Source organism: Chitinophaga sancti (assembly GCF_034087045.1).
Taxonomy (GTDB): Bacteria; Bacteroidota; Bacteroidia; order Chitinophagales; family Chitinophagaceae; genus Chitinophaga; species Chitinophaga sancti_B.
Genome location: NZ_CP139247.1, coordinates 2522164 through 2546283, shown reverse-complemented (window position 1 = coordinate 2546283; position 24120 = coordinate 2522164). Strand labels below are relative to the sequence as shown.

22 protein-coding genes are annotated in these 24120 nt (G+C 45.4%); 5 read left to right on the top strand and 17 right to left on the bottom strand.

Annotation, left to right across the window (positions count from 1 at the left end; all coding sequences use genetic code 11):
- Positions 1–5 precede the first annotated feature (5 nt).
- From SIO70_RS10660 to SIO70_RS10645, 4 genes are all read right to left on the bottom strand, one after another.
- Complete coding sequence (locus tag SIO70_RS10660) at positions 6–737, bottom strand: ZIP family metal transporter (protein ID WP_320580852.1); 732 nt, start codon at positions 735–737, stop codon at positions 6–8.
- Entirely contained in the window at positions 734–1312 is a 579-nt protein-coding gene (locus SIO70_RS10655) for a phosphatase PAP2 family protein (protein ID WP_320580851.1), read from the bottom strand. The genes SIO70_RS10660 and SIO70_RS10655 overlap by 4 nt, the downstream gene beginning before the upstream one ends.
- 2 nt (positions 1313–1314) lie before the next feature.
- Positions 1315–2088 (bottom strand): class I SAM-dependent methyltransferase, encoded by a 774-nt coding sequence (locus SIO70_RS10650; protein ID WP_320580850.1) that lies wholly within the window; start codon positions 2086–2088, stop codon positions 1315–1317.
- Positions 2089–2190: 102 nt separating this feature from the next.
- Complete coding sequence (locus SIO70_RS10645) at positions 2191–4221, bottom strand: LTA synthase family protein (protein ID WP_320580849.1); 2031 nt, start codon at positions 4219–4221, stop codon at positions 2191–2193.
- A gap of 366 nt (positions 4222–4587) precedes the next feature.
- Here SIO70_RS10645 and glmM point away from each other — a divergent pair, with 366 nt between their 5' ends.
- Both glmM and SIO70_RS10635 read left to right on the top strand, forming a co-directional pair.
- Entirely contained in the window at positions 4588–5970 is a 1383-nt protein-coding gene (gene glmM / locus SIO70_RS10640; RefSeq protein WP_083721427.1) for a phosphoglucosamine mutase, read from the top strand.
- A 171-nt stretch (positions 5971–6141) separates the two neighbouring features.
- The gene (locus SIO70_RS10635) at positions 6142–7269 is read left to right on the top strand and encodes a cysteine desulfurase family protein (RefSeq protein ID WP_320580848.1); all 1128 of its coding nucleotides are present in this window, start codon (positions 6142–6144) and stop codon (positions 7267–7269) included.
- A 68-nt stretch (positions 7270–7337) separates the two neighbouring features.
- Here SIO70_RS10635 and SIO70_RS10630 read toward each other — a convergent pair whose 3' ends face one another.
- The 4 genes from SIO70_RS10630 to SIO70_RS10615 form a co-directional block, all read right to left on the bottom strand.
- Positions 7338–8048 carry a LytTR family DNA-binding domain-containing protein gene (locus SIO70_RS10630; protein WP_320580847.1) on the bottom strand — a complete coding sequence of 237 codons (711 nt, stop codon included), beginning with the start codon at positions 8046–8048 and terminating at the stop codon, positions 7338–7340.
- Positions 8023–9228 carry a sensor histidine kinase gene (locus SIO70_RS10625; protein ID WP_320580846.1) on the bottom strand — a complete coding sequence of 402 codons (1206 nt, stop codon included), beginning with the start codon at positions 9226–9228 and terminating at the stop codon, positions 8023–8025. Before SIO70_RS10625 ends, SIO70_RS10630 begins: the two co-directional genes overlap by 26 nt.
- 230 nt (positions 9229–9458) lie before the next feature.
- Positions 9459–9839 (bottom strand): DUF4907 domain-containing protein, encoded by a 381-nt coding sequence (locus SIO70_RS10620; RefSeq protein WP_179090991.1) that lies wholly within the window; start codon positions 9837–9839, stop codon positions 9459–9461.
- Positions 9829–10863: a Kelch repeat-containing protein gene (locus SIO70_RS10615; RefSeq protein ID WP_320580845.1), complete on the bottom strand. Its 1035-nt coding sequence runs from the start codon at positions 10861–10863 to the stop codon at positions 9829–9831. Before SIO70_RS10615 ends, SIO70_RS10620 begins: the two co-directional genes overlap by 11 nt.
- 252 nt (positions 10864–11115) lie before the next feature.
- Between SIO70_RS10615 and SIO70_RS10610 the strand changes: the two genes are divergently transcribed.
- Together SIO70_RS10610 and SIO70_RS10605 are read left to right on the top strand one after the other, a co-directional pair.
- The gene (locus SIO70_RS10610; RefSeq protein WP_320580844.1) at positions 11116–12468 is read left to right on the top strand and encodes a DUF4270 family protein; all 1353 of its coding nucleotides are present in this window, start codon (positions 11116–11118) and stop codon (positions 12466–12468) included.
- A gap of 71 nt (positions 12469–12539) precedes the next feature.
- The gene (locus SIO70_RS10605; protein ID WP_320580843.1) at positions 12540–13724 is read left to right on the top strand and encodes a hypothetical protein; all 1185 of its coding nucleotides are present in this window, start codon (positions 12540–12542) and stop codon (positions 13722–13724) included.
- A gap of 162 nt (positions 13725–13886) precedes the next feature.
- On the opposite strand, the gene SIO70_RS10600 is transcribed toward SIO70_RS10605, so the two are convergent.
- Positions 13887–15245 carry a GH1 family beta-glucosidase gene (locus SIO70_RS10600; protein WP_320580842.1) on the bottom strand — a complete coding sequence of 453 codons (1359 nt, stop codon included), beginning with the start codon at positions 15243–15245 and terminating at the stop codon, positions 13887–13889.
- A 156-nt stretch (positions 15246–15401) separates the two neighbouring features.
- Between SIO70_RS10600 and SIO70_RS10595 the strand changes: the two genes are divergently transcribed.
- Positions 15402–16439 carry a formylglycine-generating enzyme family protein gene (locus SIO70_RS10595; RefSeq protein ID WP_320580841.1) on the top strand — a complete coding sequence of 346 codons (1038 nt, stop codon included), beginning with the start codon at positions 15402–15404 and terminating at the stop codon, positions 16437–16439.
- A gap of 71 nt (positions 16440–16510) precedes the next feature.
- On the opposite strand, the gene SIO70_RS10590 is transcribed toward SIO70_RS10595, so the two are convergent.
- The 8 genes from SIO70_RS10590 to hisH form a co-directional block, all read right to left on the bottom strand.
- On the bottom strand, positions 16511–18061 hold the full coding sequence (locus tag SIO70_RS10590) for a M56 family metallopeptidase (RefSeq protein ID WP_320580840.1): 1551 nt from the start codon (positions 18059–18061) through the stop codon (positions 16511–16513).
- Between the two features lie 2 nt (positions 18062–18063).
- Positions 18064–18423: a BlaI/MecI/CopY family transcriptional regulator gene (locus SIO70_RS10585; RefSeq protein ID WP_320580839.1), complete on the bottom strand. Its 360-nt coding sequence runs from the start codon at positions 18421–18423 to the stop codon at positions 18064–18066.
- Positions 18424–18575: 152 nt separating this feature from the next.
- Positions 18576–19715, bottom strand: a complete 1140-nt coding sequence (locus tag SIO70_RS10580) for a TlpA disulfide reductase family protein (RefSeq protein ID WP_320580838.1) — start codon at positions 19713–19715, stop codon at positions 18576–18578.
- A 123-nt stretch (positions 19716–19838) separates the two neighbouring features.
- Positions 19839–20927: a TlpA disulfide reductase family protein gene (locus tag SIO70_RS10575; protein WP_320580837.1), complete on the bottom strand. Its 1089-nt coding sequence runs from the start codon at positions 20925–20927 to the stop codon at positions 19839–19841.
- Between the two features lie 24 nt (positions 20928–20951).
- Positions 20952–21557: a bifunctional phosphoribosyl-AMP cyclohydrolase/phosphoribosyl-ATP diphosphatase HisIE gene (gene hisIE / locus SIO70_RS10570; RefSeq protein ID WP_320580836.1), complete on the bottom strand. Its 606-nt coding sequence runs from the start codon at positions 21555–21557 to the stop codon at positions 20952–20954.
- Between the two features lie 48 nt (positions 21558–21605).
- Positions 21606–22361 carry an imidazole glycerol phosphate synthase subunit HisF gene (gene hisF, locus SIO70_RS10565; RefSeq protein ID WP_320580835.1) on the bottom strand — a complete coding sequence of 252 codons (756 nt, stop codon included), beginning with the start codon at positions 22359–22361 and terminating at the stop codon, positions 21606–21608.
- A 12-nt stretch (positions 22362–22373) separates the two neighbouring features.
- On the bottom strand, positions 22374–23516 hold the full coding sequence (gene hisA / locus SIO70_RS10560; protein WP_320580834.1) for a 1-(5-phosphoribosyl)-5-[(5-phosphoribosylamino)methylideneamino]imidazole-4-carboxamide isomerase: 1143 nt from the start codon (positions 23514–23516) through the stop codon (positions 22374–22376).
- 3 nt (positions 23517–23519) lie between these two features.
- Positions 23520–24116, bottom strand: coding sequence for an imidazole glycerol phosphate synthase subunit HisH (gene hisH / locus SIO70_RS10555; RefSeq protein ID WP_320580833.1), 597 nt, complete (start codon positions 24114–24116; stop codon positions 23520–23522).
- Positions 24117–24120 lie beyond the last annotated feature (4 nt).

Below are 24120 nucleotides of genomic sequence, written 5' to 3'. Positions count from 1 at the left end.
AAGAATTATTCAAATATTAAAGTAAGAAATGCTAAAAGGAGTCCTGCCATTATGGCCAACACCTTCCGCTTGCTCAATTCATGATGACGTGTACCACTTTCATAGAAAATGGTAGTGGATATATGTAAAAACGCTCCGATTACCAACGCTACGAGGTAAACGATAATGTTTGTAATATACACGGAGTGACTGCCCAGAACGGCTGCCAGTATTGCGGCGGCCGGAGTGACGGCTGAAAAGATAAGAAGAATACGCCATAGTTTCGCTCCATGCTGATGACTATGCATCATAACAGTGATCAAAGTCATCGCCTCCGGCAACTTGTGGGCAGCTACTCCTATCACCAGCGAAGACAGTGCTGCCGGGTCTGCGAACCGGAAACCCAGTGGAATTCCTTCCATAAATGCATGTACGGAAAGTCCCAGCAATAAAGGGGTAATAGACACATGATCATGGTCCCCCTGTGGCAGGTGGGTATGCCCATGCTCTGTACCATGTGATAATTGCTGTAACGCTACCTGGAGAAAAAAGCCGGCTACTATGTAAATACCAGCCTTGTGACCCAGTTCGTGATACACTTCCGGCACCAGGTGCAGGATAGTGATGCCGAAGAGGCAGGCGCCAGACAATGCCAGCAGGTAAATGGGCAGGTTGGGATTTGCCTTCCTGACCACCATTGGAATAATACCACCACCTATGGTAGCAGCAAATATGATGATTAATAAAAGCCAGTTCATGTCGTTAGTTCAGGTTCCAGTCGGATACGGCGTTGGAAAAAGCTGCCGCTCATTACTCCTAAAAATATCCCTAATATGGCACCGCCAGCTACATCAAATGGATAATGCACCCCTACGTATACCTGAGCATAGCAAATAGCAAGTGCCCACAGGAAAAACAGGGAAGCCAGCCATTTGTTGATATGGCGAAAAGTTAAAAAACAAAAGGTCCCCAGAGCAAAGTGATTGGCTGCATGGTTGGAAGTAAAGCTACCACTCTGCGGGCAATAACTCACCAGAATGCGCACGGTACCCGCCAGATCCGGGTTACGGCAGGGTCTTACCCTGTCGAAAAAGTCCTTAATGTGCAGACTACCCTGGTCTGCAAGACCAAAAGTGAGCAGGAAAAAGGCAATCCACCAGAAACCTCTCCAACCAAAGTTGATAGTGACAAACAAACCGAGGAAAAGGTATAATGGCGCCCACATAAAGGGTTCCCTTAGCATGGGAATGAAGGCATCCATCCACGGCGTATGCCATTGGCCATTGATCAGGTTGAACAACTGATGGTCCAGGTGAAGCAATGCTTGTTTCATGTCTAAGGTTTTGTGGCAATAATGATCAGTCTGGGTGACAATTGCTCATTATAAGCATTGAAATGATAGTCACCAAAGACCTCAGTTATCTGTAAACCCTGACGGGCGAACATCTCTTCAAAGTCGGCTAAAGTATAGGCGCATACGCTTTCGGTGAAGGAAGCACGCTGCAGGCGGGCACGATCAAGGATATTGATCTGCTTGTGGAAGTGACCGTCTACCAACTCACGCTGAATGTCGAAAACAACATCGTCCACTTCTTTTATCTCGCTGCCTACCAGGTGCTCAGCTACATAAGTGCTGTTCAGATAGTCCAGTACGAGTTTTCCTCCCGGTTTGAGGGAGTTTTTAATGGTGCGGAGCGCATTGTCGTTTTCCCTTTGGGACTCGAAGTAGCCAAAGCTGGTGAAGAAGTTGAAAACCAGGTCGAAGTAGTTGACCCTGAATGGGAGACGCATATCGTGCTGGAAAAAGGTCAGGTGATCATTTTCCAGTTTTTTTGCAATATTGATACTGTTGATGGACAAGTCAATGCCTGTAACGAAGAAGCCCTTGTCCGCAAGGTAGCGGGAGTGACGACCACGGCCACAGGCTACATCCAGCATGGTTGCGCTGGCGGTTGGTTGCAGATATTCCAGCAACTTGTCGATAAATGAGGCAGCTTCTTTATTATCCCTGTTGTTATACAGCAGGTGATAATAGGGAGAATTGAACCAATCTTTGAACCACTGTTTTTGTACTTCCACGTCCGTATCGTTATATGCTTCTAGTATCATAATTGGGAGTGCAAGATACTAAATATCCGGTTGGAGTTTGTGAAAGCAAACTCCAACCGGTTAAATACAGAGGGGGGAGGACCTTATCATCCCCATCTGGTGCTATTTAGCGTTTGGTTTCTTATTATTAAACATCAGATACCTCGTACTCTCATACATCGCCTTCACCAGCCTGTCCAGTCCCTTTGCCGTATCCGGCAGCTCCTTTACCACATTCTTCATGGGATCTTTGGATTTCAGGTCATATAGCGCCGGTTCCCCGGTCTTCATATTTATCTCGTACTGGTATTGATTCCCGATCACTGCCATATGCGTCATCAGGTTCTTGGCATATACACTGAGCGTATACCTGGTTTTAATGGTAGAATCCAGCATATCCCTACCCATCGTGTAGTTCTTCACTGGCATACCTACCAGCTTCGCCATAGTTGGATATACATCTACAAGGCTTACCGGGTAATTGATCTTCGCAGGTTTTATCGTACCCGGTGCATATATAAAGCAGGTGGCATGTACCCCACCGCTACCCAGTTCATATTCCGGTACCGGCATGAAGTGGTAAGGATTGAGGCTACAGTTATGGTCGCCGAACATGATAAAGATGGTATTGTCCAGGTAACCGTTTTTGCGCGCCTGATCTATCAGGTGGCCTACGTTGTAATCTTCATAACGGAGGGCATTGAACTGATCGATGGATACAAAACCAGCTTCTTTGAACTTTGCCATGTCGATATCCTTCTCTGTTACCTTTTTAAATCCGCCACCACCAGAAGTAGTGGTGTATGGAGGGTGATTATCAGCCAGTTGCAGAAATGCGATGAACGGCTGCTTTCTGTTATTGGCATCTTTGAACAACTTATCGGCCTCATTTACCAGGTCATAGTCAGCAATTCCCCACACATCAGCCTTGGGTGCACTGTACATCCCTTCTTCATATACTTTTACTCCTGCCACATTGTTGGTAAACACAGCTCGTATATTTGCCCAGTTGGTATTTCCTCCCAGCAGATAGTATTTTTCATACCCCTTGAACTGGTCCATAATCACCCGCTGGTCTACCATCCGGGGATGGCGGCTGGCAGTTTGGGTGACTGTCACATCCGGTACACCAGTTGTCACCCCATACACAGTACGGGCGGTGCTGATAGCTGGTACATAGAAATGATTGAAGAGGATACCACTGTCTGCCAGGGCCTTCATATTTGGTGTAGCCTGCATCGGGTTGCCACACATACTGGTGATACAAGCCCCTGTTGATTCCAGCATAACCAGTACCACATTCATTTTCTTCTTCTCGTCCGATCCGGGAATTTCCCGCTCAAAGTTCAGGTTATCCACATCCGGGTGGTCAATACCCAGGTAATCTACAATAGTCGGGTATAATTCCTTCGTTTTTTTCTCGTCAAAAGTGTCGGCCTGTACACTCAGGTTCGATAAATAGTATAAAACCGGGTTCAATCCTAAGCTGGTAATACCATTATCCCTGCTAAACATAGCCTGGCTCCAGCGCAATGGGAAGTAAGCCACATTGCCATAAATGCCGGCGGCAAATAACAGAATGATACTCACTGTCCAGCTGGTATAACGGCCTGCCTTCAGGTAAACCGGCGCTTCTTTGCTGAATCGGCGGTACAGCCCCTTGTACTGACGGCCCATGAGCCACATAAAGAGGCAAACGGCGATCACGACCCTTACAATAGGATAAGTTTCCCACAGCATGGTCGCATTATCCCCCCTCTCCCCGTCAGACAGGAAGCGCGTTACCGATGGTTCTATTCTCAGACCGAGATAGGCATAATGCCCCAGGTCAAAGATGTACATCCATACCAGGACGAAATAGATAATAAAAAGATAGATAAACGTGAATCTCCTTATCCAGGTCTTTGTAAAAAAGGAATTCCGGGAGATAAGGGCAATGATCAACAACGGCACCATGACATAGAGTGTCAGGCGAATGTCGAAGCGCAAACCAAAATTCCAGGCTTTAGCAATGGCTCCATTATCGTGAACGGTTGATTTAAAGAAGAAAAAATAAAATATCAACCGAAACAGCAATGTGAAAAGGTAGAGGAATATGGCCTGAACAATCACATACCGAATATACTTAGGTATATTCTTCCAAAATGATTTCATGTAATGTGGTGCTATTTTAGTACTTGAGAATGCATAAATTATTAACAATAATTTAAACAGGGGGCAAATATACCAAATTCCGAATGTGAAGATCGAAGGATAAGTTTAAAATCCCATTAAAAGGTAGTAAACCAATTATATAGGTATTAAACCCTGCTGAGTATGCTAAAAAGGCAAAAATTGATGAAATTTTACCTTATATATATTATATATAGTAGCGGATAGAGAGAATTCAGCCAGCGGGGGATATAATTTTTGTACACTTTACAAAAATTGCTTGTATATACGCAAAGGGTTGGAAATATGGAATTTGTCATTTGAGAATTGGAACTTTATCTTTGCCCTTCTCTAATTAAATTGAAATTCGTGGCACTGATCAAATCGATTTCTGGTATTCGCGGAACCATCGGAGGAAAACCCGGCGAAGGGCTTTCTCCTCTTGATGTGGTAAAATTTACAGCAGCATTCGGGACCTGGCTCACACAACAATCTGACAACAAAAAAGTAGTTATTGGCCGTGACGGACGTATTTCCGGTGAAATGGTCAAGCAACTGGTTGTTGCCACCCTGAATGGTTTGGGACTGGACGTGGTAGACCTCGACCTTTCCACTACCCCTACGGTAGAAATTGCGGTAAAAATGGAAAATGCTGCCGGAGGTATCATCCTGACTGCCAGCCATAATCCAAAGGAATGGAACGCACTGAAGCTACTGAATGGCGATGGCGAATTCATTTCCGGCGAGGATGGTGCAGTCGTACTGGACCTTGCAGCCCGCGAAGACTTTACCTTTGCTGATGTCAACAAGCTGGGTACTTATGAAAGGAACGATACCTATATGCAGAAGCATATAGATATGGTCCTGAATTACCCGCTGGTAGACGTTGCGGCTATCAAAGCGCGCAACTTTAAAGTAGTGGTGGATGCGGTAAACTCTACTGGTGCTACCTTCATTCCGGCTTTGCTGAAAGCCCTGGGTGTGGAGGATGTAACAGTACTGTTTGGTGAAGTGAATGGCCGGTTTAGTCATAATCCCGAGCCTCTGCCGGAGAACCTGACTGCGCTGAGCAACGAAGTAAACAAGTCACAGGCTGATCTGGGTATCGCCGTAGATCCGGATGTGGATCGTCTTTGCTTTGTTTGCGAAGATGGCAGCATGTTCGGTGAAGAGTACACCCTGGTTGCGGTTGCTGACTATATCCTGAAGCACCGGAAAGGGAATACCGTTTCCAACCTGTCTTCTACCCAGGCACTGAAAGATGTGACCCTGAAAGCTGGTGGGGAGTATCACCCTTCAGCTGTAGGCGAGGTGAACGTAGTAAGGAAGATGAAGGAAGTAAATGCCGTGATCGGTGGTGAAGGTAACGGTGGTATCATCGTTCCGGACCTGCACTATGGTCGCGATGCGCTGATCGGTATTGGTTTGTTCCTGAGCCATGTGGCACATACAAAGAAGAACCTGAAGGCCATCAGAAACAGCTATCCTGATTACTTTATTTCAAAGAATAAGATCGAGCTGGATAAGGGTGTGGATGTGAAGACGATTTTTGAAAAGATCAAGGGTAAGTATAAGAACCAGCCGGTAAATACCGAAGATGGTCTGAAGATTGAGTTCGACAAGGATTGGGTTCACCTGAGAACTTCCAATACTGAGCCAATCATCAGGATTTACTCTGAAAGTCAGAATGAAACGACTGCAGATAACATCGCTAAAAGAATAATGCAGGATATCAGAGAATTCATGCATTGAAAATAGCGCCGCAGGCAATCGCCAGCCGAAAAAAAAACGCTTTTGCCTACGCGGCAAAAGCGTTTTTTTTGGTAGGTATGCGCCAAAGAAATCGGTGCTGTTTTATTAAAAAAAGTTGGACATTTGTACCCGCCTATGGCGTTTTATCAGATCAAAAACCACCTAACCACCTTGAACAGAATTTATTTTGACAACGCAGCGACCACGCCGCTTGACCAGGATGTGCTGGATGTGATGCTGCCTTTCATGACGGAAAAGTTTGGAAATCCTTCTTCCATCTATTCCTATGGCCGGGAGTCACGCCTTGCCATTGAAAATGCGCGCAAGTCAGTAGCCAAAATACTGAATGCCCATCCGGGAGAGATCTTCTTTACTTCAGGCGGTACGGAATCCAGCAATACCGCTATCAGCGCTGCCATCCATAACCTCGGCTGCCGACACATCATCAGTTCTGAGATCGAACACCATGCCACCCTGCACTCTGTAGAGCACCTGCATGTACGTGACAATATCAAACTGAGCTATGTAAAACTGCTGCCAAATGGACATGTAGACATGAACCACCTGCGTGAACTGCTCTCTACATCCAAAGAGCGCTGCCTGGTCACACTCATGCATGCGAACAACGAGATCGGCAACCTGCTGGATATACATGCTGTTGGTAACCTCTGCAAAGAGTTTGACGCCATCTTCCACTCAGATACAGTACAGACAGTAGGTCACTATCCTTTTGACCTGCGCAATACTCCTGTTCACTTTATCAATGGTGCAGGACATAAGTTCCATGGCCCTAAAGGCGTGGGTATCTTATATATAAACGAAAATGTGAAGATCACACCGTTCATACAAGGTGGTTCACAGGAAAGGAATATGCGTGCCGGTACAGAAAATCTGTATGGTATAGTAGGTTTTGCCAGGGCATTAGAACTGGCTACTGCTCATCATGAGGAACACAAAGAATACATCAACGGATTGCGTATGTATATGGCAGAGAAACTGAAAGCAGAGATTCCGGGTGTAGACTTCAATGGTGATCTGTATGGCCGTAGCCTGTATACAGTGCTAAATGTAAGCTTCCCTAAAACGGAGAAGAGTGAAATGCTGCTGTTCAACCTGGATATAAATGGTATTTGTGCTTCTGGTGGTAGTGCGTGTACATCCGGTGCGGATGCAGGTTCTCATGTGATCCGTGCCATTAGCAGCAACCCCAATATGATTGCAGTGAGGTTCTCTTTTAGTAAGCACAATACAAAGGAGGAAGTAGACCGGGTAGTAGCTAAACTGAAGGAAATCATCTAAATAAATCCTAAAAAGCTTTTGGGGTCTAGATAAAAAAAGGCCTTTGCGGTAGCAAAGGCCTTTTTTATTTAGCTATTTCTATTGATCACATCATAAAACTTCTCTCTATACCCATCACTGATCGGAATACTCTGATTCGCAATCATCACTGTATTCTTCTCCACAGAGTTAATCTTATTTAAAGACACCACATAAGAGCGGTGCACCCTGATAAACTTGTCCGATGGCAATCTTGTCTCAAACGACTTTAAACTACGTAAAGTCAATACTGGTTGAAAAGGTGTATAGATCTTCGTATAATCTTTCAGTGCTTCTATGAAGAGAATATCTTCCAGGTTGATCTTAATGATCTTGTACTCTGTCTTGATGAAGATATAATCATTCACATGATTGTTATTGTTATCATTATTCTTCTGCTGCGACATCGTCTGCAATTCCAGTGCCTTTGTAGCTGCCCTCAGGAATCGCTCAAATGGTACCGGCTTTAACAGGTAATCCACGACTTCCAGGTCAAAGCCTTCCAGCGCATATTCTCCATACGCCGTTGTAAACACCACCATAGGCGGATACTTCAACGACTTCATGAATTGTATACCCGTAATGTCAGGCATTTTAATATCCAGGAACAACAGGTCTACCCGCTCCTCCTGTAAAAAGCGTAATGCTTCTGCAGCATTTTCAAATGTGCCCACCAGCTGAAGAAAGGGTATTTTCTTCGCAAAGTCTGTAATAATTTCCAATGCCAGTGGTTCATCATCCACCGCTATACACCTGATCATTTTTCAGCTCGATTTTAAGATCAACAATAAATTGGTTTTCAGCTTCTGTTATTTCAAGCTCGTGGTCTTCAGTATAGAGTAATTCCAATCTCTTTTTTACATTTTGTAAACCAATCCCCCCTTTTTCGGCCATCCGCTGTCTGAAAACAGCATTTTCCACCACCAGTCGTACCTGATTCCTTTCAATCGCCACCGCAATGGCAATAAAAGAAGGCTCCGCATAACTGATACCGTGCTTAAATGCATTCTCTACGAATGGGACCAGGAGCATGGGTTCAATACGTAATCCTGCCGGATTGCCCTGTACTGCATAATCCACGACGATATCCTCAGGCAGCCTAAGTCTCTGAATATCAATATAATCTTCTAGATATTGCAGTTCCTGTTGTAGCTGTACCTTGTCCTCATTTGACTCATAAATCATGTACCGCAGGATGGTCGAGAGCTTAATAATAGCATGCTCGGTCTGTGCAGAATGTTTATGTGCCAGTGAGTAGATAGTGTTTAGACAGTTAAAAAGGAAGTGAGGATTAATCTGGGACTTTAAAAATTTTAATTCGGCGTTTAAATTCTCCAGTTTAAGGGCTTCACGCTGCTGTTCAGACTTAAACCACTCCTGGGCAATCTTGATAAAACCACTCATAAACAACATGAGTAGGGCAGCAAAAACCGTCTTTCGCAGTATTTCTGGAAACAAAATATCGTCCAGAAAGGTTGGGACCTTTCCATTTACCGACCCGTCGTCAAATGCCAGCGGGGGTCTTTCCCGGAAATCTACTCCTCCATGTGGCCGGTCATGATAATAATGGTACATGGGCGGTGGCATAAGCCCCTCCTGCCCCGACTGGTGTAAGGCTACGTCTTCTTTCGCATACACTTTCCAGAACACATATTCGGAAACTGCCTGCTGCATAATCACAAAAACCAGTACCATGACCACAAAGGATAGGTAATAGACAATTTTCTTGATAGTAAAAAAGCGGGGAATAAGGAAGTAAAAATTGAGGTAAAACACCCCTATCAGAAAGAGGTTATCCACAATTTCACGTACAAAGAACCAGGGATGCTGAATCCTGATCCTATAGATAAAAAAGGGAAAGAACAGGAAACAGGTCCATACTGCAATATGTAAACCAATATTGAATAGTCTGTTCCTATAGAGTTGTTTTAAATTTATCATGTGCCAAAAAGCACGATAAACATACACTCAATTCCTGTAAAATCTGCTAAGTGTGCTGAAAAGAATCGTTAAAATTTGGGGTATAGGAATGCCCATGTGGCCAGATACAGTACTGCGGCCAGTATTAATATAAGTTTCCATATGTCTGCAAAACTGCTCTTAGCGCTCAGTTTGCTCATTATTTTAAAGAAAACCGACCTGCGGGACAAGCCGGTTTTCCTCAAAGGTGATTATTTCACACCTGCAATATGCATGTCCAGCAGTTCCTGACGGGTAATGTCCGGGAAACCTGTATGCTGGGTTCTCATTTTCTGAGCCATATTCTCTCCTACCTTCAGGGCGTCCTCTTTAGTCGCAAATGGTATACGACCCAGTATCACAGGAATGAACTCCTGGTGAATCCGGGTCTTGGGTCCGATTTTAATATCGAAGCCCCAGCCACCACCTTCTGGTTGAAAAGGCACTACCGTAATGTCCTGTTCGGACGTTACGGTAGCGTTTATAGTATCTCTGCTTTTCAGTTTGTTATCGCCGGAATGGCCTTTGTTCTCCTGACAAGCAACAACCCCAGTAGCCATTAAAGCTACGAGTGCTAATTGCTTAGTTGTCATTCGTATCGTTTTCTGCGGTTGGATCAAATACGCGGAGATCATCCAGACCAGAAGAACCGTTCAAACCAGTAGCAATATAACCGTTACCTTTTACGGTGAAACCTACTGCACCGGTACGGCTGGTACCATCAAATGCAGTTTTCTCGTCCCAACGGTCAGTAACCGGGTTGTATTCCCATGTGTTCAGAACAGAACCTGTAGCTAAATAAGCTTTGTTGTTGATGGTGAAAGCAACTGCCTGTGTACGTGCAATGGTGGTATAATCATCATCGTAAGAATAGTCGGTCGCGTTCCTGATCTGGCTCTTTTCTCTCCACTCATCCTTGCTTCTGTCATATACATACATGTAGTAAGCGCTGCTACCAGAAGAACCTGTACCCGATACTACGTATGCACTGTCATTGATTACAAAAGAAACTGCGTTCTTTCTTTTATCCTTCAGAGAAGTGATGGCATCCCATGTATCGTTGATTGGGTCATATCTGTAGAAGTCGCTTAGGATAGTGCTGGAAGAACCAGTAGTACCTGTACCAATATAACCGGAATCACCAATTGCAAAACCTACTGCATAGTAGCGTGCTACACCAGGGAAGCTTGCTTTTGAACTCCATGAGTTTGCAGTTGGATCATATGACCAGGTATCATTCAGAGAGTTAAATGAGCTGTCGCAACCAGTTACCACATATCCTTTACCAGCAACCGCAAATGCAGAAGCACCGGTACGGCCCAGGTTTTTGAAAGGATCTGTAGGATCCTGCATAGATGCAATTACAGACCAGTTGTCTTTACTAGGATCATATTTATAGAATGTACTTAATCTCGCACCTTTGTTGGGTCCTCCATAACCAGTTCCTACATACGCTGTATCTCCGATCACGAAAGCCACAGCTTCATACCTTGCATCACCTGCGTAGTCAGCTTTTTTAATCCAGTTACCCAGCTTTGTGGAGTCATCGCTCGATGAACAGGAGGCTAACATCAAGACGGCTGCTAAACCCAGAAAACATACATTTAAATAGCGCATAGATAATTTTTACTTTTTTAATAGCTGCCAAAATTATCTGCCTTTGTTTTGGCGTAATCAGAAAATAGACTATTCAGGTAGTTTTGCCAGACGAATCAAGACATTTTATCTACGAACTGGATTTTTAGCTTACCCAAAGGGCTACTACCCCAGCAGTAGTATAGAGACCTTCATCGAGCATTCGTCGATAAAATATGCCAATTGGCATATTAAATAACCGGGAAGTTGGCCGTCTGTCTAAAATTGCGCTCCATGAATAAAAATATCCGTGCCAAAATGGCTTATAAATACCTGGTTTGTGCAATATTAGTGGCAGGCGCTGCAGCTTGCGACAAGGAAGGCTTTAATTATAGTAATGAAGTTGAAACTAGCGGTACTGAGTACCTGGTAACGGATTCTATTACAATGAATGTAAGCACTGCTTATATTGATTCCATTCCTACTTCTGATCAGAGCGTCGCCCTCGTAGGCACCGCTGTTGATCCTTACTTCGGTACCATCTCTTCCAGCACTTACTTCAAGGTGAAGGCGCTGACCACTTCCACCACCCTTGAAGATCTGGCTGTGTATGACTCCCTGGTACTCGTTATCCATCCTAAGACTTATTATTATGGAGATACCACCAAGTCTCAGCACTTTGAGGTTTACAAAGTGACGCAGACCATCCAGAAAACAACTGGTACCTCCTATTATTATAGTGGTATGTCGTTTACCACCGACCCGTCACCTATCGGTTCCCTGCAGATCTCACACATCCGTCCAACCCTGGATAGCGTGTACGGTATCAAAATCGATGATGCCATCGGTCAGGACTTCTTCAACAAGGTCAACTATAAACTGCCTGCTATCACCAACCAGGATCAGTTTACGCAGTGGTTCCCGGGCCTTTGCATCAGACCAGGTGCTAACAGCCAGGTAATTACACCGCTCAGAGCTGATGACTCCCTGTCTCTCCGCTTATATTATCACGTGAATTCTTCTTCTTATGAGTGGAAATCCGTAGATTTTGCCATGTATGATGCAACTTCCCAGTTCAATCACGTAGATTTTACCCGTCCGGTAGGTTCACCACTGGCAAATCTGACGCCTAACTCAGAACTGAGCACAAACAAATTGCTGGCTGAGAATGCCGATAACCTCACTTATGTGCAGCCACTGACCAACCTGGTAACAAGAATTGACTTCCCTTATCTGAGACAATTCTCCCAGACGGCCAAATTCTATAAGATCATGCGGGCTACACTGACGGTGAAACCTTACATAGATACTTATGTATACCCGTACGAACTGCCGTCTAAACTGACGCTGGTAAGACTGAACAGTGGTAACGCAGTATCTGACTCCGTTACCAACCCAAGTACCGGTGCTGTACAAACAGGCAGCCTGGTCACCGATTATGTATATAACCTTGGCACTGAATATACTTACGATGTAACCAACTATGTGATTAACGAGATTTCCAGCACTGACAATACAACCAGGGCTTTGGGCCTCATGACGCCAGGTACTACCGGCCTCACTCACTTCGATCGTCTTGTACTAGGCGGACCTTACAATAAGTCCAACCCGATCGAGTTGAAGGTATATTATCTGCTGTATAAATAATGCAAGCTAGAACAGACTACATGAAGCGAATAAAATATACAACAGGCTTATGCGGCTTAATGATGCTCTTGATGGGATCAAAGGCACTGGCACAGCATGGCATTAATTCCCTTTACTCGGCATACGCCATTGGCGATCTGGAAGAAAGGGACTATAGCCGAAATTTTGGTGTAGGTAGCAGTGGTGTTGCCCGCCGCTCAGATTATTTTCTGAACGAGCTGAACCCCGCCTCCTATTCCGCTATCCCACGGCAGCATTTTATGTTCGACGTGTCCCTCAGGGGGCAGATCGTTGGTTATAAAAACAGCAGCAGTCTGAACCAGACTGCCGGAGACCTCTCTGTAAGACGCCTTGCTATCGGCTTCAAAGCGAACAATCGCTGGGGTATTAGCGCAGGTTTCTCTCCTTACAGCTCTGTGAATTATAAGTTACTCTCCACCACTTATATAGATAACACTGCTCAAACCACTACTACGACTGGCGATGGAGGTCTCAATAAAGGATACATCACCAACTCAGTAAGGCTGAACAAGAACTTCTCTGTTGGTGTAGCTACCAATTTCCTTTTTGGACCTATCAATACCGTTGAAAACGTAGGAGGCGATACTGTCTCCACCAAGCTGCAACGCTACGCTTTCAACGTGAACCTCAATACAGGTATACAATATGCCGGTAAGATCGGTACCAAATGGGTAATTGGTTTAGGGGCTACTTACCGCTTCAAGACCAATATGAACTTCGATAAGAAGCTCATTATACAGAACAGCAGCGAAACCACTGTTTACTCATATGATCTGGCTAAGGAAAAATATACCTTACCGGAAATGTATACAGGCGGTATCTCCCTCACCAATGGTACAATTACCTGGCTGGCTGACTGGAAACACCAGAAATGGAGCCAGTACGGACAGAAAGGTACACACTACCAGCTGGTAGATGCTAACCGCTACTCTACCGGTCTGGAATATTCTTTCAGACGTACTTATGGTGATTTGCGTGTAGAAGGTATCGTGGTGCAGGCTGGTTTTGCATATAATAATTCTTACCTGCAGGTGTATGGTGAACAGTTGAAAGATGTATCAGGTACTGCGGGCATCTCCATCCCTAGTAAAAGTGGTTCTATCCGCTACTACATTGGCCTGGAAGCCGGACAACGTGGATCTTATAACAGTGGGTTGATTAAGGAAACGTATTTGAATGCGGTATTCCACTTCTCACTGAGAGATATCTGGTTCATCCGCAGAACTTACGATTGATCGCAAGACAGATGGTTTAATATTATTGAGGTCGTTCCTGATGGGAACGACCTTTTTTTATGAAAATGAGTTTTATTCCAGTTGACGAATTCCCTCTTTCCTAAAGGTTTTTCCTGAAAATGTTTCATCCCCGTTGGCGAATTCCCTCTTTCCTAAAAGTTTTTATTTATCATGCAGGAAGTCCTGGAACCATAACCCCGAGTCTTTCAGGGTGCGCACCTGTGTATCGAGATCTACATGCGCCAATCCAAAACGGGCACGGTACCCTTCCGCCCACTCAAAGTTATCTGTAAGCGTCCACACAAAGTAGCCATCCAGTGGCACCCCTTCGTTCTTTGCCTTCAGAATCGCTTCCAGGTAGGTGATAAAGTAGTTGATCCTGTCAGTGTCGTGAATACGCCCATCTGTCAATACATCGTTGAAAGCAGCCCCGTTTTCAGTAACAATCAGCCTGGGGATATTCGGATAGGCAGCAAACTGTTTCAGGATATTATATATCCCTTCTCCACTAATCTCCCAACCCATTGCCGTAACCGGTACCTTGCGGTAACGTGGCTTTACTTCCGATACCCCGACGATGGGCATAAACGGATTCCGACGAATCACCAGCGGGAAATAATTCTGTACCCCTATAAAGTCGTAGTCGAAAGACAGGTTATCGCGATCCCGCCAAAGGGCATAGCGGCGCTCTATTTTGCCCAGTAAGGGGAAATCAGCTACAGGATAGCCCATGCCCAGGATAGGCTCCAGGAAGATCCGGTTGAATAGCGCATCTGCTTTGCGGGCGGCCTGGATATCTGCCTGGCTTTGGGTATTGGGTAAAATATAAGAGCAGGATAATGCAATCCCGATATTTGCACCTTTTACCATCTCACGGATCACCTTGGCACCGGCGGACTGTGCCAGCAAGGCATGGTGCACTGCCGGGAAGAAATAAGATAATCCAAATTTGCCCGGAGCGTGTACCCCTAACATATAGCCCAACGATGTAAAACCAAACGGCTCATTCATCACCACCCAGTTTTTCACTTTATCGCCATAAGCTTCTACACAGATCCGCACATATTCTTCAAAGGCGAAGATGATACCCCTGTGGCACCAGCCTCCTTTATGTTCCAATGCCAGCGGCAGGTCCCAGTGATATAAAGTCACATAAGGAACCATGTCCAGTTCCAGGCAGGTATCGATAATGCGGTGATAAAAGTCAATGCCGGCAGGATTGATGGCCCCTGTGCCGTTAGGCAGAATACGTGGCCATGCTATAGAAAAACGGAATATTTTAAACCCCATGGATTTAGCGAGAAGAATGTCATCCCGGTACCTATTGTAGAAATCTGTAGTGACCTGTGCATGGGTGCCATCTTTGATCTTACCCTTACGGGCTGTAAAATCATCCCAGATGGAAGCGCCTTTTCCGTCATGATCATGTGCACCTTCATTCTGAAATGCAGAAATAGTGATACCCCAGAGGAAATGCTCTCCAAAATCGTGGCGGTGGAAGGGTGCTGAAAATTGTTCCATATGTTAAGCTGATGCAGTTTACGACAGTTTCGCAGAAGTAGTGATTATTTTAGTGTTAATTTTTCACCATATGTAATGTTTCCAGAAAAATAAAAATGATTGCGTCCTTGCTGCCGCAGACTAATATTTCATGAAATAATTCCGAACTTGTGAGATATGTTTCGTTATATGCCACTCTACCTGCTGGCAGGAGCTATATCGCTCAATGCCTGCCAAAGCAGAGAAAAGAAGAGCCCCAGCAATGACAGTGTGCTGGTTACGACAGCGGATACCGCCAATCATATGATACGGATACCCGGCGGCACCTTTATAATGGGTGCTAACGATGCGGAAGCCCGTCAGGATGAGCAACCCAGGCACAGCGTCACTGTCGATAGCTTCTGGATAGATGAACATGAAGTGACCAATGCAGAGTTTGCCGCCTTTGTGAAAGCTACCGGATACGTCACTACGGCTGAAAAGCCTATCAGCAAAGAAGAGTTGATGCAACAATTGCCTCCCGGTTCACCGGAGCCTGACAGCAGTATGCTGTTACCAGGTGCACTGGTGTTCACACCTCCTGATCATGCGGTACCGCTGGACGATGTTTCTCAATGGTGGACGTTTACACTGGGTGCCAGCTGGCAACATCCTCAGGGTCCGGGCAGTGATATCAAAGGCAAAGAAAACCTGCCTGTGGTACAGGTGTCATGGGATGATGCTCAGGCTTATGCCCGCTGGGCAGGTAAGCGGCTACCTACAGAAGCAGAATGGGAGTTTGCAGCCAGGGGAGGGTTGAATGATCAACCTTATTCTTGGGGCAGCGATCCGATCACTTCCGGCAAACCAAAAGCCAATACATGGAGTGGCAATTTCCCCTATCAGAATACAGCAGTAGATGGGTTTACAGGATTGGCACCAGTGAGGTCCTTCCCTGCTAATGGTTACGGATTGTATGATATGGCGGGGAATGTATGGGAATGGGTAGCCGACTGGTATGATGTGGATTATTACAAACATGCAGAACATCTGCATAATCCGAAAGGGCCTGCAAAAGGGAATGATCCGGAGGATCCTGCAGTGGCAAAACATACCATCAGGGGTGGATCATTTATGTGTACTGATCAGTATTGTTCAGGATATAGGGTTACAGCCAGAATGAAGTCATCGCCGGAGTCAGGGTTGGAGAATCTTGGTTTCAGGTGTGTAAGATAGCACAGGTTGATAAGACCAAAAAAGAAAGCCTTCTGTAAAAAGGAGGCTTTCTTTTTTTATATGAATACGATCTATTTTTGAAATTCTGTCTTCTTCCCGTCTTTTGATTCGATTATTATTTTTTTCGCTTCCACTGTCATCACTTCTGCTTTAGTAAGTGTCGGGCCTTTGGATCCGGTATAATCTTTTGTGTAAATAACGACTATACCATTCTTCCGGCAATCTTCTCCATATTCAGCAGGTACACTGTCGCCCTTCCATACAGATACAGATTCAATATTTGTATTGTTATACGCTGATGCTACAGACATTCCCTTACCCTTGAATTCATTATTGATGTAAACCAATGGCTCTCCTTGCGGATTAACAGCCCCCTTTCCAGTTATGGAACGAAAGATCACTACATGATTTGAATCTGGCACTGGTGGTGGCGGTGGCGGAGGAGGAGGTGGTGGCGGCACCACCGGCTTTGGACCATCAAAGGTTATTGAAAATACTGCTGGTGCAGGTGGCGGTGGCGGTGGCGGTGGAGTCTTCGCTGACTTTGGCGACTTCGGAGACTTCGGTGCCGGTGGCGGAGGAGGAGGCGCTACATCCTCAACAGCAACCTGATCTGCCTGTACGATGAATGGCTTCGGCGACTTTGGTGCCGGCGGTGGCGGTACATCTTTAACAATTACCGGATCTTCCCGGACTATTGGTGCTTTAGGGTCTGCCGGTATTGGGGTCACAGTCGTATCACTACGCAGCGCTTTCTTTACAGTAACAGTGATAGCTGCCCGGGAATAATTCAGCGACACAAGCGCAATGATCATTAAGCTCCCCAACACAAAGTACCTGACCAGGTTATATTTTGATGACCGTTGTTTATTCATCATCATAATCCTTTGTTTTAAGTGTGAAAAATTGAAATTGTTTGCGATGGCCGTCGCATATGGGATCCCACTTACTTTTAAAAGGCTGTATTGATAAACCTTAATATCTGTACCCTGCCGTAGCATGTACCTGTCGGTAATGAACTCCAGGTTTTCCCTGATGGCTGTGCTGATGAGCCATGCACCGGGGTTAAACCAGTAGAAAATCTTGTTCAGTTCTCCCAGCAGTACATCCAGTGTATGCCACTGCCGCACATGGACCTGCTCGTGCCGCATAATAGCTGAGAGTTCTGCAGGACTGTGCATATCAGGGTTGATGTATATATTATGTAAGAATGAAAAAGGTTGTAATGATTTGTCAGTCACCCTTACCTGCTGGTCAAAAAGTTTATCCTTACTGGTAGTTCTATGCAGGGCCCAGAGAGAGCTGAGTTGCAGAAGCATTCTCAATGTCATGACGATCACGCCTGCCCAGAATATATATAAAAGCACCACATTTATCCAGGGGGTAGCCGGCTGGCGGAGGTCATTGAAGTCAATGACGTAGGCGATGGCTGCACCCGTCAGTGGACGATTGTGACGGAAAAAGGTTTCCGGGTTGATGAATGGACAAACAGCGGCACAAATGATAGCCAGCAGGAGAAAAGCACGGTTTAAAGTATAGAATGTAAGGCGACGCAGACCAAAGCGGTAGGCCAGGTAGAATAACGTGAGGGCTATATTAGCCTTGAGCAGAAAGAGCAACATAATTATTGATTTTTCTCGATCATTTTTACGATTTCTTTGAGTTCTTCAGGGCTGATCTTTTTCTCCTTGGCGAAAAAGGTGACGAGGTTTTTATAAGAGTTTTCAAAGTAGTCTTTGACAAACCCACTCATGAATTTTTGCTTATACTCGTTTTCTGGTATGATGGGTTGGTATTCATATACGTTACCAATCTTCCGGCTTTGTAAATACCCCTTCTTCTCCAGGTTTTTGACTGTAGAGGCCAGGGTTGTATAAGGTGGCTGAGGAGCCGGATGAACTTCGAGGAAATCCTTCACAAATCCACCTGACATTTTCCAGATGGCAAGCATGGCATTTTCTTCTTGTTGAGTTAGTTTCTCCATAACTACGATTGTTTCGTAAATCTACGAAAGTTTCGTAAACAACCAAATTAATTTCCTAAAAACCGAAATGGTTCTGGTGGCTTCCGCCACCAGAACCATTTCGCCTCCAAATCAAAAAGGTTTTGCCTCTGGCAAAACCTTTTTGATTTGGCTTATTTAATTACTTCTTCTAATTTCTTTTCGAGTGCATCTCCGCGAAGGTTCTTAGCAATAATCACCCCCTTAGGATCCAACAGCAAATTCTGGGGAATCGCCCTGATCCCATACTGCTCTGCCACCACATTCTTCCACCCTTTCAAATCACTTACATGTGTCCATGGCAAATTATCTGCCTGCACAGCCGCCAGCCACTTATCTTTTTTATCATCCAGGCTCACACCTAAAATGTCAAATCCTTTATCTTTAAACCGGCTATAGGCCTTCACTACATTCGGATTTTCAGCACGGCAAGGACCACACCAGCTCGCCCAAAAATCAACCAATACATACTTACCTTTATAAGAAGCCAGACTAATCTGCTTACCATCGGCATCAGGCTGACTAAAGTCCATCGCCGGCTGCCCTATCGCTGTTTTACGGGCAGATTCCAGCCTTGCTGCAAATTCTTTTCCTGAAGGGCTTGTGCGCAATTTCTTACTCAGCTTATTATATATAGGCGTGATCTCGGTAGGATTTATTTCATAACCAGCATACTGGTTCAGTACGAACAATGCTATCGGGGAATTACTATTACTTTTGAGGTAATCGCCCAGAATCGTCTTCTGTTTAGCTTCCAGTTCATCAAATTTAGGCTCCAGCTTCTTCATTCCCTCTTCATCCTTCGCCATATACAACTGCCGGTACTGCTGTTGTAGTTCCTGCATCTGGCTGCTCACATCTTTTAAGTTCTCATTCAGCTGCTTAAAATCGTCATTCGCTTTAGAACCAGTCACGGTCGCTTTGCTGATAGAGTCCTGTGCTGAGATGTTCATCTTTCCTTTATCCAGGAATACGGTCAGGATATCCTTCTTCACCGGTCCTGTGAGCTCGGGTGCCGACGGATCCTGTACTTTTAGCAGCAGGCTGGCCATCATAGGCTCTTCCAAACTACCTGTAAAGGAGAATTTACCATCTTTTACTTCTGCACTATCCAGTTTATTCTTACTTGAATTACGGATACTCAGGTAAACTTTAGCTGGCTTTTGCAGTTGCGCGACAGATCCCTCAATGGTAAAGGGGTGCTCATTTTTCTTGTCCTGCGCAACTAAGACCACGGGCGACAATAGCGCCGCGGCCAATATTACTGACTTCATTAGTTTCTGATTTTATAACAAAAATCCCGATTACCATCAGGATAATCAAAGGGATTGTGATAAGCGGCCTAAAAATGCAAAAAGCCCGCAGAGCGGGCTTCAGCTATTATCTTTCTTACTTACTTATTTCAGTACCTGGGCAAGCTTCTCTTCCAGCGCCGCCCCTCTCAGGTTGCGGGCTATGATCCGACCCTTCGGGTCTATCAGCAGGTTCGCAGGGATCCCGTTGATGTTGTACAGCCGGGCAGCTTCGTTCCCCCATCCTTTCAGGTCCGATACCTGTGTCCAGTCCAGGTTATCATGCTTGATAGCAGCTACCCAGCGTTCCTTTTCCTGGTCCAGCGACACTCCAAGTATAGTGAAGTTCTTGTCTTTGAATTTGTTATACGCTTTTACCACATTCGGGTTTTCCTGGCGGCAAGGTCCACACCAGCTGGCCCAGAAATCTACCAGCACATATTTACCTCTGAAAGAAGACAGCTTTACTTTGTTCCCATTTACATCGGTCTGTTCAAAGTCTTCTGCTTCAACCACTTCTGTTTCACCTTTCAGATCACGCAGGTACTTACCCGCTGATTTGCCATACTTGGTTTCTTTCAGACCTGCGTCGAGAGAAGTATATAATGCTTCAAAGTCTTCAGGAGATAAACGGCTGCGCAGCTCATTCATTAATACCCAGATGCTGGCTATTTCCTTTGGATGGTCTTTTACCAGCTTTTTTCCGGTGGCAGTTACTTCATCGCTGAATTTAGCTGCTTTATCACGAAAGGCCTGCTTGGCAGCTTCATCGTCAGGATTAATGCCTTTGGCTTCTGCATTCAGTTCTCCCGCACGTTTCAGCAAGGGAGCAAAAGCCTTCTGGTATTCCTGCATGGCTTTGTCATCCGCACTACCCTTCATTGAAGTCGCAATGGGGAAGTCAGCAGCCGTGAGCACATAAGAAGTCTTCTCCTTGCCTGTTACAAACAGCAGGGGATTATTCACAGATTCCAGTACCAGGGCGTTTACCGCTGGTGCTTTGGTAGCATCGGTATTAAAGGTAAACTTGCCATCTTCTTTAATGACGAGGGAATCCTTTGGATTGTTGTCGTCATCACTATAGAGGTACAGCTTTTTGCCCTCCGCTCCCTTCAGGGATCCGGATACCTGCTGTGCAGTGATGGAAAGTGAGCATAGTACGCCTGCGGCGCAGATAACAGTAAGTCTTTTCACGCCCTAATATATGAAATATTTGTGTTACTTATGTCTTTGCTGCAATATCCCCAGTACGTCAGACAGTTGGTAGCCTTTGGCACTGAGCAATACCAGGTAATGGAACAGCAGATCTGCTGATTCATTCAGGAACAGTTCTTCACTGTCATCTTTTGCTTCGATCACCACTTCTACTGCTTCTTCCCCTACCTTCTGGGCAATCTTGTTGATGCCTTTGGCGAAGAGTTTAGAAGTATAAGAGCTGTCGGAAGGGTTATTTTTCCGATCGTTGATGACAGTTTCCAGTTTGGACAGAAAATCGTTGGAGATATTCTTTTCATCCCAACAGGTGTCCGCACCTGTATGACATACTACACCCGCAGGGTTTACCTTGATAAGTAGGGTATCGTTGTCGCAGTCTACCCGCAGGTCTACCAACATGAGGAAGTTACCACTCTCCTCTCCTTTTGTCCACAGCCTTTGTTTGGAACGGCTGAAGAATGTCACTTTTCCTTCCTGCAGGGTTTTGTCCAGGGATTCCTGGTTCATGTAGCCCAGCATCAGAACTTTGTGAGTAGCGGCATCCTGTATGATGGCCGGTACCAGTCCGTCTGCTGATTTTTGAAAATCTATCTGCTTGTAATTATACATTTGGTGCGCTCTTTAAAATTGACTTAGCAGTGCAAAAGTAGCTATTTATTAGAACCTGATGTTCACACCTTTTTGATAAAGATATGTCTTCAGGGCCGGGATCTCGATTTCTTTATAGTGAAAAATACTTGCCGCCAATGCTGCATCGGCCTGGGCATTTTCGAACACATCCGTAAAGTGCTCCATCGTACCAGCGCCTCCGGAGGCAATTATCGGTACATTCAGGTTCTGCGACAGTTTGCCGGTGATGTCCAATGCAAAACCCTGCTTGGTACCGTCATTGTTCATAGAAGTGAGCAGGATCTCGCCCGCTCCTCTTGACACCGCTTCCTTAGCCCAGTCATAGCATTTTACATCCGTTTTCACACGGCCACCATTCAGGTACACATACCAATCCCCGTCTTCAAAACGGGTATCGATCGCCAGTACCACACACTGACTGCCAAATTCCCTTGCCAGTTCATCGACCAGCTCAGGACGCCTGAAAGCAGAAGTATTTACTGAGATCTTATCAGCACCGTTCTGCAGCAATACACTTACATCTTCTACTGATGAGATGCCCCCTCCTACTGTAAACGGGATGTTTACATGCCTGGCAATACTTCTTACCAGTTCAGAGAGGGTCTTACGACGCTCGTTGGTAGCAGTGATGTCCAGGAATACCAGTTCATCCGCTCCCTGTTGCGCATACAGGGCACCCAATTCGATCGGATCCCCCGCATCGCGGATATTTTCAAAGTTCACCCCTTTTACTGTGCGGCCATCTTTGATGTCCAGACAAGGTATGATACGTTTTGTCAACATGGCTTGTGTTGTTTACTTCATTAATTGTTTCAACTCTTCCATTGAGATCTTTCCTTCATAGATCGCTTTCCCTACGATCACACCATTGCAACCTGCTTCCTGCAGTGCATAGATATCTTCCATATTGCTCACACCACCGCTGGCTACAAAGTCAATGTTGGGAAAACGCTCCAGGATCTTTTTGTACAGTGGGATGGAAGGCCCCTGCAGCAAACCGTCTTTCGCGATATCTGTACAGAAGATGTGATGCACACCTTCTTTGATATTAGATTCCAGGAAATCGTAAATAGTCAGGTCAGTCGTTTCCAGCCAACCTCCTACTGCGATCTTTTCTTCTTTTACATCTGCACCCAGGAAAATCTTGTCTGCACCATACGCTTTCACCCAGCTAAAAAACAGCTCGGGTTCCTTTACAGCGATAGAACCGATAGTAGCCAGGGCAGCACCGTTTTCATACACAATGCGGAGGTCGTCTTCTTTCTTGATACCTCCTCCAAAGTCTACTACCAGGCTGGTATGGCCAGCAATCGCTTCCAGCACTTTCCAGTTGACCACACTCCCCTTCTTAGCCCCATCCAGGTCTACCAGGTGCAGGCGGGTCACGCCAATACTTTCAAACTCTTTCGCCACCTCCAGCGGATGTTCATTATACACTTTCTTCTGTGCATAATCTCCTTGTGTGAGGCGAACACATTTACCATCTATAATATCGATTGCCGGAATCACGCTGAATTTTTGTGCGGATGCCTGACCCAGTTCAATTTTCATTTTGCGAAATGTATTATTTCCTTTTTTAAAAGGCGCACTGTCGTACACATAGCCTCTCTTTTCATAGAAGCCAAATGCCGAATCGCGGGCATCGCACCACAATGAAGGAATGCGTTCCCTGCGACAAAAGTCTTCCACATGAGCTAACAATATGCTCCCATAACCTTTTCCCTGGCAAGCCGGTGAAATAGCCAGCTTGCGAAAACGGGCGCTTACCCGCTCCAGGAACAAAGAAATGACACCGACTAGTGTAGATTGTTCAAACAATCCAAAGTGCAGGCCATCATCATCACCTTCTACCTTCACGGCATCCAGCGACTGATCAGGATACAGCACATCCCTGCGCAGGGTGAGTGTATCGACTGTATTGATTCTTCTTACCTGCATTGTTTATTGGATCTTCAGGAAGTTTTCCAGAATTTGCTGTCCTCCATCTGCTGACTTTTCCGGGTGGAACTGTACCGCATAAAAATTATCTTTCTGCAGGGCGCTGCTGTAGTTGATCACATAGTTCGTAGTCGCTACTGTATCTGCGCTCAGGGCCGCATAGTAGCTGTGTACAAAGTACATGTAACTGTTTTCACGCACATGCTCAAAGATAGCGCTGTACAATCCTGTAATATTGTTCCAGCCGATCTGTGGGATCTTCAGCAGGTTGTCTACCGGTGACTGGAATTTCTTTACTTCCACATCGAAAATTCCGAGGCAGGGTGTATTATTTTCTTCTGAGTGCTTACACATCAGCTGCATACCCAGGCAAATACCCAAAGTAGGTTGCTTCAGGTCCCTGATGAGGAGGTCGAGCTTTCTTTCTTTCAGGTAGTTCATGGCGGTGCTCGCCTCTCCTACTCCTGGAAAGATCACCCTGTCTGCAGCACGGATTTCGTCCGGGTTATCTGTAACCACACCTTCCACGCCAATGCGGTCCAGTGCAAATAATACAGAGCGGATATTACCGGCGTTGTACTTGATGATTACCGTTTTCATAAAA

Bases quoted from the DNA above. Each gene is read 5' to 3' on its own strand.
- SIO70_RS10660 (WP_320580852.1), bottom strand. From the start codon at position 737: ATGAACTGGCTTTTATTAATCATCATATTTGCTGCTACCATAGGTGGT.
- SIO70_RS10655 (WP_320580851.1), bottom strand. From the start codon at position 1,312: ATGAAACAAGCATTGCTTCACCTGGACCATCAGTTGTTCAACCTGATC.
- SIO70_RS10650 (WP_320580850.1), bottom strand. From the start codon at position 2,088: ATGATACTAGAAGCATATAACGATACGGACGTGGAAGTACAAAAACAG.
- SIO70_RS10645 (WP_320580849.1), bottom strand. From the start codon at position 4,221: ATGAAATCATTTTGGAAGAATATACCTAAGTATATTCGGTATGTGATT.
- SIO70_RS10630 (WP_320580847.1), bottom strand. From the start codon at position 8,048: ATGATCAGGTGTATAGCGGTGGATGATGAACCACTGGCATTGGAAATT.
- SIO70_RS10625 (WP_320580846.1), bottom strand. From the start codon at position 9,228: ATGATAAATTTAAAACAACTCTATAGGAACAGACTATTCAATATTGGT.
- SIO70_RS10620 (WP_179090991.1), bottom strand. From the start codon at position 9,839: ATGACAACTAAGCAATTAGCACTCGTAGCTTTAATGGCTACTGGGGTT.
- SIO70_RS10615 (WP_320580845.1), bottom strand. From the start codon at position 10,863: ATGCGCTATTTAAATGTATGTTTTCTGGGTTTAGCAGCCGTCTTGATG.
- SIO70_RS10610 (WP_320580844.1), top strand. From the start codon at position 11,116: ATGAATAAAAATATCCGTGCCAAAATGGCTTATAAATACCTGGTTTGT.
- SIO70_RS10605 (WP_320580843.1), top strand. From the start codon at position 12,540: ATGGGATCAAAGGCACTGGCACAGCATGGCATTAATTCCCTTTACTCG.
- SIO70_RS10600 (WP_320580842.1), bottom strand. From the start codon at position 15,245: ATGGAACAATTTTCAGCACCCTTCCACCGCCACGATTTTGGAGAGCAT.
- SIO70_RS10595 (WP_320580841.1), top strand. From the start codon at position 15,402: ATGTTTCGTTATATGCCACTCTACCTGCTGGCAGGAGCTATATCGCTC.
- SIO70_RS10590 (WP_320580840.1), bottom strand. From the start codon at position 18,061: ATGTTGCTCTTTCTGCTCAAGGCTAATATAGCCCTCACGTTATTCTAC.
- SIO70_RS10585 (WP_320580839.1), bottom strand. From the start codon at position 18,423: ATGGAGAAACTAACTCAACAAGAAGAAAATGCCATGCTTGCCATCTGG.
- SIO70_RS10580 (WP_320580838.1), bottom strand. From the start codon at position 19,715: ATGAAGTCAGTAATATTGGCCGCGGCGCTATTGTCGCCCGTGGTCTTA.
- hisIE (WP_320580836.1), bottom strand. From the start codon at position 21,557: ATGTATAATTACAAGCAGATAGATTTTCAAAAATCAGCAGACGGACTG.
- hisF (WP_320580835.1), bottom strand. From the start codon at position 22,361: ATGTTGACAAAACGTATCATACCTTGTCTGGACATCAAAGATGGCCGC.
- hisA (WP_320580834.1), bottom strand. From the start codon at position 23,516: ATGCAGGTAAGAAGAATCAATACAGTCGATACACTCACCCTGCGCAGG.
- hisH (WP_320580833.1), bottom strand. From the start codon at position 24,116: ATGAAAACGGTAATCATCAAGTACAACGCCGGTAATATCCGCTCTGTA.